The organism is Lactobacillus kullabergensis, from assembly GCF_000967195.1.
GTDB lineage: Bacteria > Bacillota > Bacilli > Lactobacillales > Lactobacillaceae > Lactobacillus > Lactobacillus kullabergensis.
The window spans coordinates 1984067-2001565 of the sequence record NZ_KQ033871.1; the positions used below are offsets into that span (position 1 = coordinate 1984067).

At 35.9% G+C, this 17499-nt stretch carries 18 protein-coding genes; all 18 read right to left on the reverse strand.

Annotated features, from left to right (window positions below; translation table 11 throughout):
• Positions 1 to 799, reverse strand: a 799-nt coding sequence (locus tag JF76_RS10475; RefSeq protein ID WP_045928863.1) for an NAD(P)-binding domain-containing protein, incomplete at its 3' end; no start/stop codon positions are given.
• 109 nt (positions 800 to 908) lie between these two features.
• Positions 909 to 2720 (reverse strand): pyruvate oxidase, encoded by a 1812-nt coding sequence (gene spxB, locus JF76_RS09745; protein ID WP_045928864.1) that lies wholly within the window; start codon positions 2718 to 2720, stop codon positions 909 to 911.
• 276 nt (positions 2721 to 2996) lie between these two features.
• A complete protein-coding gene (gene mnmG / locus JF76_RS09750) occupies positions 2997 to 4895 on the reverse strand; it encodes a tRNA uridine-5-carboxymethylaminomethyl(34) synthesis enzyme MnmG (RefSeq protein WP_045928865.1) in 1899 nt (632 codons plus the stop codon).
• A gap of 10 nt (positions 4896 to 4905) precedes the next feature.
• Positions 4906 to 6291, reverse strand: coding sequence for a tRNA uridine-5-carboxymethylaminomethyl(34) synthesis GTPase MnmE (mnmE, locus tag JF76_RS09755; RefSeq protein WP_045928866.1), 1386 nt, complete (start codon positions 6289 to 6291; stop codon positions 4906 to 4908).
• Between the two features lie 104 nt (positions 6292 to 6395).
• Positions 6396 to 7259, reverse strand: coding sequence for a membrane protein insertase YidC (locus JF76_RS09760; RefSeq protein ID WP_045928867.1), 864 nt, complete (start codon positions 7257 to 7259; stop codon positions 6396 to 6398).
• Position 7260: 1 nt separating this feature from the next.
• Positions 7261 to 7629, reverse strand: coding sequence for a ribonuclease P protein component (gene rnpA, locus JF76_RS09765; protein ID WP_034978598.1), 369 nt, complete (start codon positions 7627 to 7629; stop codon positions 7261 to 7263).
• 52 nt (positions 7630 to 7681) lie between these two features.
• Positions 7682 to 7822, reverse strand: a complete 141-nt coding sequence (gene rpmH / locus JF76_RS09770) for a 50S ribosomal protein L34 (protein ID WP_003549412.1) — start codon at positions 7820 to 7822, stop codon at positions 7682 to 7684.
• A 252-nt stretch (positions 7823 to 8074) separates the two neighbouring features.
• Positions 8075 to 8356: a hypothetical protein gene (locus JF76_RS09775; protein ID WP_045928868.1), complete on the reverse strand. Its 282-nt coding sequence runs from the start codon at positions 8354 to 8356 to the stop codon at positions 8075 to 8077.
• 149 nt (positions 8357 to 8505) lie between these two features.
• The gene (locus tag JF76_RS09780; protein ID WP_045928869.1) at positions 8506 to 9531 is read right to left on the reverse strand and encodes a tyrosine-protein phosphatase; all 1026 of its coding nucleotides are present in this window, start codon (positions 9529 to 9531) and stop codon (positions 8506 to 8508) included.
• Positions 9532 to 9543: 12 nt separating this feature from the next.
• The gene (locus tag JF76_RS09785) at positions 9544 to 10830 is read right to left on the reverse strand and encodes a PTS sugar transporter subunit IIC (protein WP_045928870.1); all 1287 of its coding nucleotides are present in this window, start codon (positions 10828 to 10830) and stop codon (positions 9544 to 9546) included.
• The gene (locus JF76_RS09790) at positions 10814 to 11140 is read right to left on the reverse strand and encodes a PTS sugar transporter subunit IIB (protein WP_045928871.1); all 327 of its coding nucleotides are present in this window, start codon (positions 11138 to 11140) and stop codon (positions 10814 to 10816) included. The genes JF76_RS09785 and JF76_RS09790 overlap by 17 nt, the downstream gene beginning before the upstream one ends.
• Positions 11130 to 11450 carry a PTS sugar transporter subunit IIA gene (locus JF76_RS09795; protein WP_045928872.1) on the reverse strand — a complete coding sequence of 107 codons (321 nt, stop codon included), beginning with the start codon at positions 11448 to 11450 and terminating at the stop codon, positions 11130 to 11132. The genes JF76_RS09790 and JF76_RS09795 overlap by 11 nt, the downstream gene beginning before the upstream one ends.
• A gap of 115 nt (positions 11451 to 11565) precedes the next feature.
• Complete coding sequence (locus JF76_RS09800) at positions 11566 to 12309, reverse strand: MurR/RpiR family transcriptional regulator (RefSeq protein ID WP_045928873.1); 744 nt, start codon at positions 12307 to 12309, stop codon at positions 11566 to 11568.
• 290 nt (positions 12310 to 12599) lie between these two features.
• Complete coding sequence (locus tag JF76_RS09805; protein WP_045928874.1) at positions 12600 to 13337, reverse strand: sugar isomerase domain-containing protein; 738 nt, start codon at positions 13335 to 13337, stop codon at positions 12600 to 12602.
• 4 nt (positions 13338 to 13341) lie between these two features.
• Positions 13342 to 14601, reverse strand: a complete 1260-nt coding sequence (locus JF76_RS09810) for a PTS ascorbate transporter subunit IIC (protein WP_034978610.1) — start codon at positions 14599 to 14601, stop codon at positions 13342 to 13344.
• Between the two features lie 2 nt (positions 14602 to 14603).
• Positions 14604 to 14951: a PTS sugar transporter subunit IIB gene (locus tag JF76_RS09815; protein WP_045928875.1), complete on the reverse strand. Its 348-nt coding sequence runs from the start codon at positions 14949 to 14951 to the stop codon at positions 14604 to 14606.
• A gap of 2 nt (positions 14952 to 14953) precedes the next feature.
• Complete coding sequence (locus JF76_RS09820; protein WP_370448936.1) at positions 14954 to 15397, reverse strand: PTS sugar transporter subunit IIA; 444 nt, start codon at positions 15395 to 15397, stop codon at positions 14954 to 14956.
• Positions 15394 to 17043, reverse strand: coding sequence for a BglG family transcription antiterminator (locus JF76_RS09825; RefSeq protein ID WP_052697126.1), 1650 nt, complete (start codon positions 17041 to 17043; stop codon positions 15394 to 15396). The genes JF76_RS09820 and JF76_RS09825 overlap by 4 nt, the downstream gene beginning before the upstream one ends.
• Positions 17044 to 17499: the final 456 nt, after the last annotated feature.

The window sequence follows — 17499 nt, forward strand, 5'->3', positions numbered from 1 at the left end:
CTTCCAGCATCCAATTTCCCGTACCTTTATAAGAAGCAATATTCAGGATATGATCAATTACATGATCAGGTGTTAAATCGTCCTTTTGCTTTAAAACCTCAGCCGTAATCTCACTTAGATAGGCTTTAACCAGCCCCTCGTTCCAGTGAGCAAAAATAGCTGACATTTCATCATTTGTTTTGCCTGCAACTTTACGTAGGATATCATAAACTTCAGAAAATTCCTGCATAATGCCATATTCGATCCCATTATGTACCATCTTAACATAGTGACCGCTGCCTTCAGGCCCAATAAAGCTGACGCATGGATGACCTTCAGAGTTTTTAGCTGCAATTGCTTCTAAAATCGGAGCGACTTTCTTATAAGCATCTTCATCTCCACCCGGCATCAAAGCTGGACCATTTAAAGCACCCTCTTCACCGCCTGAAACACCCATGCCAATAAAGTGAATACCATGTTGTTCCATTTCATGATAACGCCGGTTAGTGTCATGAAAGTTTGAATTTCCACCGTCAAGTAAAATATCGCCTTTATCCAAAAGTGGTAATAATTTTTGTAAAGTTTCATCAACTGGTTTACCAGCCGCAATTTGGATTAAAATCTTACGTGGTTTCTCTAAAGAATCAACAAATTCTTTCCAAGAATATGTCGGCTTCAACTTATCATCTTCATATTTAGCAAAAGCGTCTACTTCTGGTTTATCAATAGAAAAACCAGAAACGGAAAAGCCATTATTTCTTACATTCAAAGCAAGGTTCTTACCCATTACAGATAAGCCTATAATCCCAAACTGTTGCATTTATAGTCCTCCATCATTTAAGTTTCATACTCTATCATTATACTTGTAAGACCGCAAAAAAGCGAAACTTTCAAAAGTTTCGCTTTTTTCAAACCAATATATACGGTGATTAGTGAGCTGAAGCACCTGAAGTTGTATCAGGCTCTGGTTCTGGCTCAGGCTCCTCTTCTTCAGCTTCTGAAGCACCTGAAGCTGCATCTTCTACCAAGCCGTACTTGTCAGCAAAGTAGCTAAATGGTTTCAAACCTTCAGCTTGATACTTCTTAACGAATTCTGGGTCATCAAGAGTATTCAATTCAGTTGAGTAAGGCATGTCATGGGTGAACTTAATGTCAATTAACATTGGTCCATCCATTTGTTTGAATTCTTTAACTGCGTCTTCGAATTCCTTCTTAGTGCGTACAGTTACACCCTTCACGTTCATACCTTCAGCAACCTTAGCCCAGTCGTTATTAGGCATAATAACACCTGATAATGGTTGGTGTGATTCATCAACTTGCTCAGCTTCAATGTAACCTAAAGTTTCATTTGTAAAGACAACGTTTAAGATATGCATGTTGTAGCGAGCTTCAGTCAACAATTCTTGGCTCATCATGGCAAAACCACCATCACCACTCAAGTTCCAAACTTCGCGTTCTGGGTGAGCAGTTGCAGCAGCAAGTGCAGCTGGTGAACCAAAGCCCATAGTTGCGTACAAGCCTGAAGTTGCCCAAGTTTGGTCATCATGCAAGTTTACTAAACGTTGGAAGTCAATGTTGATGTTACCAACATCAATAGCAAATTGTGCATCATCATCAGCATATTTGTTGATGATGTCAAAGATTGGTTCACGGCGAATTGGCATTTCGTCTGAATCATCAAAGCTGTGCTCCCATTCTTCCCAGTTTTGACGATCTGCAATAGCAGCCTTATAAAGTGGTGATTCTTCACGAGCTTGACCAGCATCAATAATAGCTTGTAAAGTCTTAGCACCGTCAGCCAAAATTGGAACATCAACTGCGTGACGCTTACCTAATTTTTCTGAGTCAACATCAATTTGTACAACTTTAGCCTTAGGGTCAAAGAAGAACAATGAGAATGGTGAGTCATTACCTACCCAGATAACAGCATCTGCATGAGTTTGAATATCGTCACTTGGCTTAGGAGCAACACGACCAATTGAACCCATGTAAGCTGGGCATTTATCTTCAACAACACCCTTAGCCATAACTGAAGACATCAATGGAGTCTTGAATTTTTCAGCGAATTTTTCTAAGACATCGCCATGACCCTTCATACCTAGACCGAAGTAAACAACTGGGTTCTTTGCTTCTTCAAGGACCTTTACAGCTGCTTCAACTTCGTCTTTTCTTGGAGCTGCATAATTAGGAATTGCTTGCAATGCATTGTAATTTACACGGAAATTATCATCAATCTTGTCCCAGCCAAAGTCCTTAGGAAGAATTAAGACAGCTGGACCCTTCTTAGCATATGCTTGACGGATTGCTTCATCCATCATTGCAGGAATTTGCTCTGCACGCTTAATTTGGTGATCCCAAACAGCAACCGGATCAAACCAAGGCTTTTCATCAAAAGCTTGGAAGAAATCCATATCCTGACGACCAGTTGGGACGTTAGCTACGATAGCAACCATAGGTACCTTGTCGTATTTTGCGTCATACAAACCGTTCATCAAGTGAACAGCACCAGGACCGGCTGAACCAAAGCATACGCCGACCTTGCCAGTAAATTTATATTCAGCTGAAGCAGCTAAAGCACCGGCTTCTTCATGCCGAACCTCAATATACTTCATCTTACCCTTAAAGTCATGGATAGCATTCATTGTTGAATCAAATGAGCCACCCGGAAAACCATAAATATGATCAATATGCCAGTCCAATAGAACTTGGAGCATGGCATTTGCGCCATTAATTTTTGCCATTTTAAAGTGCATCTCCTTAAATACATGTTTACTTACATATTGTATTAAAACATATAATTTCACAATTTCAAGTGACCAAAATTAACGATTAGCACAAGGTGTAAGCGCTTTGTAAAAATATTATCTTCACAAAGTTAAGCAATTACTTTATAACTTTTAGATAATAACAATAATCATATTTGTGATTACTTGATCATTACCACAAAATTTGTGTATTCTTTTGTGTGCATTATTTAAAGAAAAATATTTTTTACAATTTTTAAGTTTTTACTAAATTTATTTATGAATTTTAACATAGCGACCATTTTGCACATAAACACTCAAAATTGCCATGTCTGCCGGATTAACCCCCGAAATACGTTCGGCTTGGGCAATAGTTTCAGGTCTGATTTTGGCAAATTTTTCGCGCGCTTCCGTTGCTAAACCATCAATTGCATTATAGTCGATGTCTGCAGGAATTTTCTTTGCTTCCTGACGGTGTAATTTATTAATTTGCTGCTGCTCCTTTTTGATATAGCCAGCATACTTAACGTTGATTTCAATCTGCTCTCTGACATAACGTTCATTCGAAATGGGCATCCCCGTCAAGCGTTCAATATCCGCTACCCTAACTTTGGGCCTTCTTAAGAAAACATCTGCTTTAACTCCAGCTTTAAGCTTGTCTTCTCCGATACTTGCAAGGTAGTCTTGTACCTCTTTAGTGGGGTGAACAGTAATCTTTTTAACAGCATTAGCAGCCTGCGCAATTTGTTCTTTCTTTGCTAAAAACTGGGAATAGCGCTCTTCAGAGATTAAGCCCAGTTGAAAACCGTAATCCGTCAAACGCAAATCAGCATTGTCATGACGCAAAATCAAACGGTACTCTGCACGTGAAGTTAGTAAACGATAAGGCTCTTCTGTCCCCTTAGTTACTAAATCATCGATTAAAACACCGATATAAGCTTCATCACGACCTAAGGTAAAGCCCGGCTGACCGGCAGCTCGCAAAGCGGCATTAATACCAGCAATCAGACCTTGTCCTGCCGCTTCTTCATAGCCTGATGTGCCATTCATTTGGCCCGCAGTGAATAAATTTTTGATATTTTTAGTTTCCAAGGTATGTTTTAACTGCCAGGGATCGATTACATCGTATTCAATGGCGTAGCCTGGCCGCATCAATTCCGCGTTTTCAAGGCCAGCAACCGAATGCAGCATTTTTAACTGAATTTCTTCCGGCATTGAGGTTGAAAAATCGCCGACATAAACTTCTTTAGTATTTTTACCTTCTGGCTCTAGAAAAATCTGATGACGCGGCTTGTCCGCAAAACGAACTACTTTGGTTTCAATTGAGGGACAATAACGTGGTCCCACTCCCTTAATTTCTCCTGAAAACATTGGAGACCGGGTCAGGTTTTGGTTGATTATTTTATGTGTAGTTTTATTGGTGTATGTCATCCAGCAGGAAACCTGATTTTTGAGGTAGTCTTCATCTTTAGTTTCATAAGAAAAATGACGCGGAACTTTATCACCAGGTTCTTCCTCAGTTTTAGAGTAGTCAATGGTGTTGCTATTAACACGTGGAGGCGTACCCGTTTTAAAACGGCGCAGTTTGAATCCTAATTTCTCCAGATTTTCTGATAATTTAATTGCTGGAACAGTATTGTTAGGACCAGATGAATAATTCAATTCACCAATAAAAATGCGGCCGCGAGCTGACGTACCAGTGGTTAGAACAACACTTTTAGCGTGATATTTAGCCCCAGTATTAGTAATTAGGCCTTGGCAAACACCATCTTCGACAATCAGTTCATCAACTGTTGCCTGCCTTAAAGTCAAATTAGGCGTTTCTTCAATCACTTTTTTCATCTGCTCATGGTATTGCCATTTATCAGCTTGTGCCCGCAAGGCGCGTACAGCTGGTCCTTTACCCGTATTTAACATGCGCATCTGAATATAAGTTGCATCAATATTTTTACCCATTTGACCGCCTAAAGCATCAATTTCACGTACCACCGTACCTTTGGCAGGACCTCCTACTGATGGGTTGCAGGGCATGAATGCTACCATATCCAGACTAATCGTTAAAAGCAATGTCTTTTGGCCCATTCTGGCACTAGCTAAAGCTGCCTCACTGCCAGCGTGACCAGCCCCAACTACAATGACATCATAATCATTTGAGTCATAACTTTTAATCATTAACTTACACCTATTTTCCTAAACAAAATTGACTAAACAATTCATTAACTAATTCATCAGGACTACTTTCTCCTGTAATCTGGCCTAATGTATCCCAAGCACCGTTGAAATCAATTTGGGCAATATCTAAAGGTACTTCGTCTTTTAACGCCTGAACGACATCTTGCAGCTGCTTTTTGGCCTTTTCCAGCAAGCCTACTTGTCTCTGGTTGGTTACCATTACTTGATCGTTAGAATTCTCAATACCCTGGAAAAACAGTTCCTTAATTGCATCTTCTAACTGATCAAGATTTTGTTTCTGTAAGATTGAAATAGCGATTACTGGACTCTTGGTCAACTTTTTAACCTGAGCAGCAGAAACTTTTTGTCCCAAATCCGTTTTATTCAAAATGACAATACGCTTTTTACCGTTAGTGGCATCAATTAAGGCATAATCTTCAGAGGTCAATTCCTTACTTGAATCAAACAAGAGCAAAACTAAATCAGCTTTTGCCAGTGCTTTTTTTGAACGTTCAACCCCAATTTTTTCCACCTTATTATCAGTATGTCTGATACCTGCAGTATCAATTAATTTTAAGGGGACGCCTTTAACTGAGACATATTCTTCTAATGTGTCACGCGTCGTGCCGGCAACATCTGTCACGATTGCCGTATCGCTTTGAGTCAGATAATTAAGTAAAGATGATTTCCCGACATTAGGTTGCCCAATGATTGCAGTAGCCAGGCCGTTACGTAACGCCGTTCCTTCATTTGCCGTTTTAAGCAATTTGTCTATTTTAGCAATAACTGCCTGGGAAACGCTCGTCATCTGCTTGGCGGTGACAGTATCTGCATCATACTCAGGATAATCAATATTAACTTCTACATTGGCTAGTGTATCTAAAATTTCCTGCCGCATTGCCCTAATTTTCTCAAGTAGGCCGCCTTGCAGCTGAGTTTCAGCCACTTGTCTGGCCTTATCAGTTTTAGCACGAACAATATCCATTACGCTTTCAGCTTGCGTTAAATCAATTCGGCCATTAACAAACGCCCTTTTAGTAAATTCACCAGGATCAGCCATACGCGCACCATTTTTTAATAATAACTGCAAAATATGGTTAGTGACAACAATGCCGCCATGACAATTAATCTCAACAATGTCCTCACGGGTAAATGTCTTAGGAGCAAGCATCACAGAAACCATAACTTCATCAATGACTTGCCCACTTATTGGATCAACTATATGACCATAGTGAATAGTGTGTGTTGGCACTTTAATTAAATTAGCACCCTTGAAAACCTGATTGGCAATTTTAACTGCTTCTTCACCAGACATGCGGACAATAGAGATTCCACCTTCACCAATTGGCGTTGAAATTGCTGCAATTGTATCAAACTCCGTTAAAGTTTGTGCCATGATTTTCTCCTTTTCAATAAAAAAAGCGCATTACTCCACCATGAATAATCACGATGGATAAAGCACTTTGACTACTTTATCTAAATCATTAATTTAGATCAACATTATTTTCTACGTTTTAATCGTTTATACGTTCTTCTTAGCTGCCGTTTTCGTTCGCGTTCCTGGCGTTCTTTTTCTTCCAGTTCACGCCGATACTTAATTGGGTTTTGCAGAATGAAAGTTTGAACTACCTGGAACAGGTTGGAAATTACCCAGTAAACTACAATAGCTGACTGGAAATATATACCCATTACACCAACCATAATTGCCATACCATAAGTCATAATCTTAGTTGACAAAGTTTGTGATTCTTTAGGCGTGGATAACTGACTGATATAAGTTGATATAAAAGTCAAAACCATAGACAAAATTGGCATAATAAAGTATGGGTCTGGCTTACCTAAATCCATCCACATAAAGTGGCCAGTTTGCAGCTGCGGCGTTTGCCAAATTGCACCATACAATGCATACATAACCGGTAACTGAATAATTAACGGCAAACAGCCAGCATAAGGATTGATTCCAGCTTCCTTATAGAGTTTGTTTGTTTCTTGCGACAGCAAAGTTCTAGATTCGGTATCGCTACCAGGATATTTCTTACGCAAAGCATCTATTTCCGGCTGAATCTTTTGCATCTTAGTCGTGCTCTTAATCTGAATCGCACTAAGTGGATACAAAATTAGCCGTACAATGATCGTAAAGATAATAATTGCCCAGCCATAGTTATTGCCTACCAGTTTAGACAGCCACAGCAAAAACGTGGACATGTAATAAATGACCCAGCGATTCCACCAGCTGCCACTTGTATGAGAAATAGGCGCCGGCTTAGCATTTGACGCACATCCTGTTAATACAACTGCTAATGCAGCTACTGTAAGCAGCACAAGTAGACGCTTGACATTCTTTTTAGTTAAAATGTCTTTCACTCTAATCTTCCTCAACTTTATTCGGTATCTCTTCAATTATATTGGCTAAAAAGAGTGCATGCAAGAGGTTCTTACGAACATCATCCCATCTAAAATTACGTGCATATGGCCTAGCAATCACTAAAAAATCAATATGCGGCTTAATTAAAGGTTTATTTTCAGTAAGAACTGCACGAATATAACGTTTGAGGCGATTACGAACTACAGCAGTATGTCCGACCTTTTTACCAACAGAAATACCAACACGAAAATGTTCGTTTTCCGGTTTCTCTAGTTGATAAATAACAAAAGCCCGGTTTGCTATTGAATTACCTGATTTAAAAACTGTTTGAAAATCATTTTCTGTTTTAACACGATAAGACTTTCTCAAAACGTTTCATTCCACTCTTATAAATTAAAAAAACCACTGGGATTTCAGTGGTTTAAGCAGATAAGACTTTTCTACCCTTTGCACGGCGTCTAGCCAAAACCTTACGGCCATTAGATGTACTCATCCGTTTCATAAAGCCATGAACTCTTGAACGGTGACGCTTTTTAGGTTGGTAAGTTCTTTTAGTTGTCATTAAACTACACCTCCAATTTTTTGTATGCAGACTGCACAATTTAATATCTAGAATACCATGATTAAAGTAAAAAACCAAGTAAAAAGACAAAAAATGCGAATTTATTACCTAAATATACGGTCTCGTTCTAATAGATTTTGATTTTTTTCATTAAAGTGCTTGAAAGTGCTTGGTCAACCTTTTAATCTTTATTTTCCTCTTTCAAAGATGCAATTTATTTCTATTTTTTAACTTTAATATCTAGAACATTTCCTAGGACAAGTCATCTTGCGTAATTTCAATTGACGGATAGTGCCCGAGATCTGGTAAATATTTATCTAAAGGGCAGCTATAAACCATGTAATAGTCTCCTTCTTTTTTACTGGCATTTAATTCACTTAACTTTTGTTTAGCTTTTGCAACATCCTTTGTAATGTAAACAACACTGACAACCCCTATCTTATTCTGACCGTTATTTTCTACATTTCCTTTAAGGATCAGCTTTAAATTGCCATCATCATTTAAGCCTAGCTCAACATAATCTTGATAATTCATATAATGCCTTCTTAGCAGTATAAACTTAATAAAATAAAAATGTTTTAATTTATTATAATTATACGCTTATTGATACTTTTAAAAAATCCCGCAATTAATCAGATAATTTCGGGACTTAATTTTTTATACTATATATAAAGACATAAAGTTTATTCTAAATACATATTTCTTAACTTATCAACGTCATTTTTACTTATTTTCAATTCATTCTTTAAATATGAATCAATGCTACCTGAAATATTAATCATTTCAGCAAACGACGCTTCCAGGTATTCCGACCTGGTATCAAGCATGGAAAACAGGTAATCTAACACATTTTGATCACTAGTTTCGTTTGCATACTGCGCCATTCGTCTTTTATTTCTTTGAATACGCAAAGTTTTAGTTAACATGTAATCTTCTAGAATAGTATCCATATTTACACCAAGTAAATACAAAATCAGGGCTACACCATAACCAGTCCGATCCTTGCCACCACGACAGTGCTGATCAAGTGGTATATTCTTTTGGTCTAAAACAACAGTCAACATCTTACGATAAATCTTTTTATTTTCATCTAACCGAACAAAGTCTTTCCCCTGATCAATCATTGTTTTACCAGAATTATCAAACTTAACATTTTTATCAACCTCACGTTGTACTAGTTGGCGTACCTTTTCTTTAGTACTACCTGCCTTGGCTGCTAAAACTGCTCTTTGTGCTTCAGGTACTAAATGCACAGTCTGTTGCAAAGTTGACCAAGTTTGATTCGGCTGTGACTGATACTCATCTTCACTGCGATAATCAATCACTGTTTTTATTCCGATATCATCTAAAACTTCTTTATCGTGTTCAGTTAAACGATGCAAGTGATCTGAACGAAAAAGTTTACCCCACTTAATACGTTTGCCATTTGCACCAATATAACCACCTAAATCACGAAAATTATTACTTCCTTGAAGTGGTAAAACTCTGTTAGTGTAAATTATTTGGTTATCCTCATCCTTTAGCAAAAAATACGGCCGGTAATATTTAGTTATTTTAAATTCTGCATGATTTGCCTTTGTTTCCGTTAAAAATTCGGATACTTCTTCATCAGGTCGAGGTAATAAATAGATTGCCACACTTTTAGCACTCTTCCATTTTAATGAATAGTTATTCTGATTCAGATATTTAACTTCAACTTGTGAAATCATCTATTTCCCCCTTTACTCGGCAGTTTGTGCCTTAGCTGCTTCTTCATTACAACATTGTTTATCAATCAGCTTCATAAACGGATACCATACTGCAAGTAGAATTAACAACTGGACGACATGCCAAATGACCATACGCCAGCCGCCTAATAGAAAGGCTCTAAAGAATTCTGGTGTCCCAGCAGTTTGTACAGGGATACCATTAGGTCTTGGGATTAAACCTATATATGTTGCTAAGTATGTAGCGGCCACACTAATAGTTCCACCCATAGTCAGAGGAATAAAAGCCAATGGATTTAAAACCATAGGAATACCAAACTTAAACGGCTCACTAATACCAAAGAAGGCTGGAATGAAACCTACTTTACCAAGTGAACGTAATCTTTCACTCTTAGAACGCAAGCATAAAATCGCATATGCTAGTGCACGAGGACCCTTTTGGTTAGTAATGAATGTCATTGTCACAATATAAGGTAAGGCTACTCCTGCCTTAAATGCATTTAAATTAGCCACATCGAACGGATAAAACAATGTATATAATACGGCTGTTGTTGCCATCGTACCATGTATTCCGAAAAACCAGCAAAATTCAGCGAAGAAAACTAAAACCAAAGCTGCAAACGGACTTGAACCTAAGCCCTGAAGTGGTATTTGGATCAATTTCATAATCATATCATCAATGTTATGGTACGGTGTCAAAGCAAACAAGAAATTAACGATTGCATAAATTATTGTAATCAAAAAAATCGGCAGCATGGAAGCAAAAGTCTTTGAAACAAACTCTGGAACACTATCCGGCATTTTAATTACCAAATGCTTGTTATTAGCAAAAAGTGCAAATAATCTGGTTGCAGTTAGTGCTACTACCATTGCAACAAGCATCCCTTGTGAGCCAATGTAATTCATATCAAGTCCAATAAATTTACCTTTTTGAACTAGCATTGGAGTAACCAATAAAAAAGCGACAAGAGAAGAGATTATTGACATAAACTTATCGACTTTCAGTTCTGCTGCTAAACTATTAGACAATGAAATAACAACATATATTGATAAGATATCTGTAGTAACTGCTGTAATAATATTAAAAATATTTTTTAAACCACTTTGAGTAATGAAAGCTTGATATGGGCCTATATTTAAACTGAAAAATATTGAAGCAAATGATCCTACCATTAAAACAGGCAGAATAGCCATCATACCACCAGCAATAGCAGAAACGTATTGGTTACGCTGGAACTTGCCCATTCCTGTTTGTATCTTATCCCGTAATTTACTTAGATTAGTTTTACTTGCTGCTGTCATTAGCTTTCTCCGCCCCTTTCAACACTTTCATTGCATCATTTAAAACTTTTTCGCCATTCATCATTCCGTAATCCATTTGGTCAATTACTCTGACTGGAATTGAAAATTCTTTTTCCAGTTCAGGCTTGATATGTCCAACTTGCGGTCCGAGTAAAATGATGTCCAAATCATCATAATTATTCAGAGCAGATTCAGCTACAGCATTAATTTCTACATCAATGTTTTCCTTCTTAGCTGCCTTTTTCATTTGTGTTACTAACATACTTGTAGAAAAACCACCTGCACAGGCTAACATAATTTTATAAGTCATCTTTTATCTCCTTTGAACTTAAAATTGCAATTATTTCTTTTGCCAAATCATTTACTGTCATTGCATTCATTAAATGATCTTGTGCATGTACCATTAATAAAGTTGGCGCTTCACCCTGACCATTAACTTCTTTTTGTAACAACTTAGTCTGTAAGTTATGTGCTTTGACTAGATCATCGTGCGCTTTTTGCATTAATAGTTCACTAGCCTTCAAGTCTCGCTCACGGGCTTTTCTAATTGCCTCAATGCTATTAGATCTGGCACTACCTCCTTGTGATATTAATTGCATTATTACTTGCTCATCACTCATCTTTACGCCTCCCTTTGTTGTTTCAAATGCAATTATAAGCGCTTACATTTTTTTACCCTTGATTTTTTGGAAAAGTACACTCGTAATCCCTTAAAAAAATAACAAGTGTGTAATATTACACACTTGTTATTTTCTTATTTAATTTTTCAGCATATTTTTTAAACAAATCATTCATCACAAGTAATATCGGTGTTTTATCAGTAACATTGTAATCATCCACTCTTTTATCGGGAGAATAGCAATAAAGCCTTTCATCAGCCAATTTCGCTAAAGGATTGATTGAAAGATGAGTTAATGTAATCAGGAAGTTGCCATGACTTTTAATTTCCTTGGCCAATTCAATCAATTGCTTTTTGTTACCGGAAAGACTAATTAAAAAGAAAACATCGTCATTTTCACGCCCTATGATGTGAGTCAGGTCATTCGGATAATCATAAAAAAACGACTTATAATCAAGTGCATAGAAATTGCCTACCACAAGCCTTGTTGCGTAAGTAGTCTGACCCATTGAATAAAAATTGATTTTTTTAGCATTTACCAACTTATCTAACACTTTATCGCTTTTCATCTGATTGATTAATTCTAAGTTTATTCGTAATTCCTTCTGCTCGTAATCTTCCGTTTTTATGTTTCCCAGATTTTCATTTTTAATTGAACTCTTTAGGTCCGAAAATCCCGTATACCCTAACTTATGACAAAGCCTGGTAATTGTATTAGGGTAAGTATAAAATTTGTGGGCCAGATACGTAATTTTTAAATCACTAATATGTTCCTTATTTTTAAAAAAATACTTAACAATTTTATCTTCTAAATCTGTCAAATGTATTGATTGACTAATAACTCGTTCTTCAAAATTCATTAAATTTACCTTCTTTACATAATCAAAATTTTACTTAAGATGACTGTAAACTTAATTAATATGTAAACAAGTTATGAAAACATGTTCATATGACTTTTAACTTTAACAATGTCATAACAATATCAAACTATAATAAAAATAAACTAAAATTACTTTTTCTAATATTGAATGTTTATAATCAAAACAATAGTTAAATAAAAAGCGCACCCAATAAACCAATAAAAGAGACAAATAAGTCCCAAAAGTTGTCTGACTTTTGGGACTTATTTCAAATATATGCTTTTTTTCACCTAAAATTGATAATGAATCATATCATGATATTCATTAATTAGTTTTTTGTTCTTTTGATCTCCCCCATCAATATTAGCTGAATAAAAAATTGGAGCCTCTTTATTTCCATGTTCTATTAGTCTTTGACTTGCTTCTACAACAATATTATCTAAAATAGCTGCACCTACCACAGTAGAAGTTGGTCCTGCTTTTTGCTCCGTACCTTTTATAGAACATGCAGCATCCCCTATATCACCATGATTATCAATTACTACATCTGCAATTTCAAATAATCTTTTTCCTGATGAATGCCGGCTTGTTACTGATTTTGAATATTTTAAATTAGTCAGCCCAATAATTGTTACGCCCAGTTTTTTGGCAGCAAGTGCAAGGTCAATAATAACGGGATTTCTTCCAGAAACAGAATGAAGTATTAAGACATCATTCTGTTTAAAATTCACTGTACTAGCTAGTGCAGAGCCATAGCCTTCAAGTCTTTCCATTTTACTAGTAAAAGTAATAGGTTTCCTGTCAAGCATTACCTCTCTGCCAAATATGGCATTAATTGTTATCATTCCTCCGGCACGATAGTACATCTCATCTGCCAATATGCCTGCATGACTGGCACCAAATATATAAATAGAGTTCTTGTTAATGTTTGCTTCAGTAATTATTTTTATCGCTTTTTCAATATTATCCCTTTCGTCTCTCTTCACTGCGTCAAGAATGCTTTCAACTTTATCAATATAGCGATACATATTATTAAATACCTCCAAACAAACTTCCAATAAGTTTACTAATAATGCTCCATAAAGAAAGGTCATTTCCTCCAAAAATAAGGATCCAGTTTCTAATTGTGCTTCCCATCATCATAGCTGAGACTCCAACCAAGGCTACCATGGCAACAGATGCAACTGCGGTACCAATAATTGCACCCTTAATTCCACCTTGTCCTTCACCTATTACGGCTGCTCCCCCACATTCGAAGAAGCTTGTAATCATCAATGGCACAATCAAGATTCCAAAAAGATTAGTTACATTGGCAATCAGCACCAGAATAGTTGAAGTAATAAAGGCAGAAAGAAATCCTATAATCACAGCATTAGGCTTGTAGTTGAACAAAATCGGCACATCAAAAGCGGGCTTTGCTCCTGGTACCAGCTTTTCAGAAATTCCTTGAAAGGCTGGAATAATCTGGTTGACCAGCAAGCGTACTCCATAAAGCAGAATCAATAATCCGCCGCCGAAAGTTAAACCAGCATTTAATGCAACAGTAAACAAATTGCTGCCTTTTGGAACCAAAGTAGGGGCAATTATGCCCACGATAATGTCTACCGTAAACATTACTATGCCACCCGTAATTGAAATATCACGGAAAAAAGATAACCCCTTTGGAACATTCAAGTCTTCTGTAGAATGTTTCTTATTACCAACATGTTTTGCTACAAAACCTGAAATTAATGAAAGTATTGTTGTCGGATGACCAATTAAGAAAGAGTCATCACCAGTAGCTGCCCAAACATACTTCCGCATAATCCACGGAGCGATCGAAAAGTATAGTGCAGAAAGGATAGCACTCATAACAATTAAATTAATGCCTCTTAATCCACCTTCTACGCCACCAGCTACAATAACAAAAGGAACCCACCAAAGCATATGCCCAGTTAAGAAAATGGTTTTTATTGGAGTGAATCTGGCAATCAAAATGTGAATCACAAGTGCTAAAAACATAGCCATACCAACATCTCCGCCATATTGAGCTGTGAAGGTAATATCTGTCATGCCTTTTGCAACTGTAATACCCATTTTGGTTTGAATAGCAGTATTAATTGCTGATACCACACCAGTTAACATATTTACACCTTCAGTAAGAATTATCATACCGAAGGCAGCTGACATACTGCCCTTCACTATTTCTGCAATGGGCTTTTTCTGAACAATTAGCCCCAGCATTGCAATTAGTCCAAGCAAAACAGGTGGATCTTGCAGAATATTATTTGAAATAAATTTTAGAATGTCCATAGTTAGTTACCTTTCTTATTTGCTAAAAATGCATTCATTGCTTTAAGGACTTCATCTTTATCCATGTATCGTTTAATTGCATAAACTGGTTTGTCTGTCGATGATTCAAGATCTGGCTTTAATTCAGCACTGGTAAAGTAAACATCTGCTTGTTCTGCTTTAGCTGATGCAATATCTGGCTTTAATTCAGCACTGGTAAAGTAAACATCTGCTTGTTCTGCTTTAGCTGATGCAATATCTGTATTCTTTACTTCAGCATCTATTCCCAATTCTTTAACTGCTTTTTCCAATGTCATTTTCAAAACCATTGAACTGCCGACTCCAAAACCACATACTGCTAAAATTTTCATACTTAACCCTTTACTTTCTTAAACATTGAAACAATTGCCGACTTATTTGCACTCAAAATAGTTTTATAAGATTCTGTATCCATAAAAATCGAAATAACTTTCTGCAAACTTTGTAAATGACTAGTATTATCAATTGCAGCCATTACCAAAAAGATTTTGACTGGTTTACCTTCAAGATCAATTGGGTTACGTGAAACCAGTAAACTCATACCCATTTTATTAACACCATCACCTGGTCTGGCATGCATCAGAGCAAAATAATCAGTCAGGACCATATAGGGTCCATTCTTTTTAATGCTCTCAATCATGCTCGCAACATATTTTGGCGTAATAATATTTGCTTTTAATAGAGGCTCACTAGCTTTTTGTAATGCAATCTTCCAATTCATAGCACTATCTATTATTTGAACGTTATCTTCATTAAACAAAGAACATGTCACTATTATTTGACCTCCATCATTTTTGAAATAAACCATTCTTTATTTTTTATTCCATGCATAATTAGATTCATAAATGGTTCAACTATTTTTTTATCAGTTCTTTTAATCATTAACATTGCTATAATATCTACACGATTATTTCCCCAGTTGACAGGTTTATCTAAAATCGCGACAGCAATAGAACTCTTGGTAATAAATTTAGGATCACCATGAGGTATGGCAAAACCATTACTGATATAGGTAGACTGTAATTCTTCACGCTTTGTTAGCGATTTTTTATAACATTCAAAACTTTTTTCATCATTCCAAGTACCACTTTTTAATAAGACATCAATGATGTTATCAGTCACTTTTTCATCCATAAAAAATATATTTCCTTTTAAGAAAGGTCCGACATCATTAATAACTATATGCTCGTCTTTTTTTTCAACACTTTGTTTTGTCACCACATCAATATAAGAGCTGGCAATTTTCTTCATATCTGAAATTGTCATAATAGGCGAAATATTCACTACAGGCACTTGTTGTTCACTTAATTTAACAGTTGAAATAATCAATGAAACATTCGATAAATCTTTTTTTACCAAATCATGCTTAGAAGTAACCTCAGTCAAAGCTGCGGCTGGTAATATTCTTTTCATTTTTGCACAAATTAAGGAACTCATTCCTATACCATTTGGACAAACGAAAAGAATTCTGTTTATTTCTTTATTACGTTCAACGGCCGCCTGAAAATGCAATGTCACAAAACCAACTTCATCATCAGAAACAGCTAAATGATTATTTTCACTAAATTCACTCAATGCATACCAAACTACCCCATATAAATCAGGATAGTTATTTTTAATTTCTTGTAATAAAGGATTAATAACCGTAGTTTTTGATTCAAGCCGCAGTTTCATCTGATAAAGATGCACTAATAATTGCTCTAATAATGATGAATCTTTTGTTAAATCAATATTTAAGCTGTCACTAACATTAACTATTAACTGCTTCACTTCTGACTTAAATTCAGCAGGAATTTGTCCATTGTTCATGAAAAAATTAAAGCCATTGCCAATTATTATGTAATAAAGGTACTGCATTTCCGTATCATTAAAATGATATATTTCGCTTTCTTCCACAGTTTTCAACAATTGGTAAACTAAAGGGTACTTATCAAACTGCATCAATACGCTGTCAAGCTGATCCTTCTTTTTCCAACTAATTTGATAGCCATTCATACCTCTGAAAACTAATATTGCTGTAGAAATAGAAATATCGCCTATATTATTTTCTGGAACTTCAAGTTTCCAGGCTTGTAATTTTTGATGAAATAATTTAAAGATGGTTTTCAGCAATCTACTATCAATAAATAAACTAATTAATTGCTTTCCTTCCTTATTACCTAACAAATCAATAACGACTCGTTTTATTATTTTTTGTTTATCTATTTCACCTCCGCCAATGTATGATCCAGAATTATTAAAAAGCAGAGGGATATTATCCTTAGATAGCCTCTTTTTGATACTAATAATGTCATTTGCAATACTGCTGCGGGAAACAAAATAATCATCAGACAATTTTTGATAGCTAACATGTTCTCCATTGATCATTCGGGCTAAAATGTAAAATTTACGTTCTTTACTGTTTAAGAGTTTTTTTGCATCCAAGAATATCACCCTCTAATTCAATGTTATAAATTTGCATTCACCTCAGGAAGAACAAAGAAAAATCAAATTTGTACCGGAAAAACTGAACACCCAAAAATCTTATCGTAAGAAATACTTTTTTTGTTTAAAGTTTTTACTAAATACTTATCCACAAAATCAAAGTCACAGTATTTTGCACAACCTTATCCACAATCTACAACCTGTTTAAAAAGTTTTACACACCATGTGGATATTATGTTTCACACTTTGTTAAAAATACTGCTGTTATAGCAAAAGATTTCCACAGTCTCTTATGTAAATAAGCAAAAAGTATTTTAAATTTACTTAGTTTTTGTGTATTTTTCTGTAAATTATATCCACAGCTTGTTAATTCTGAATTCTTTTTGTGCACTTGTGGAAAACATTTTTATTAGATGGTAAAATAAGTTTTGCTTAACGTATGCGGAGGGAATTATT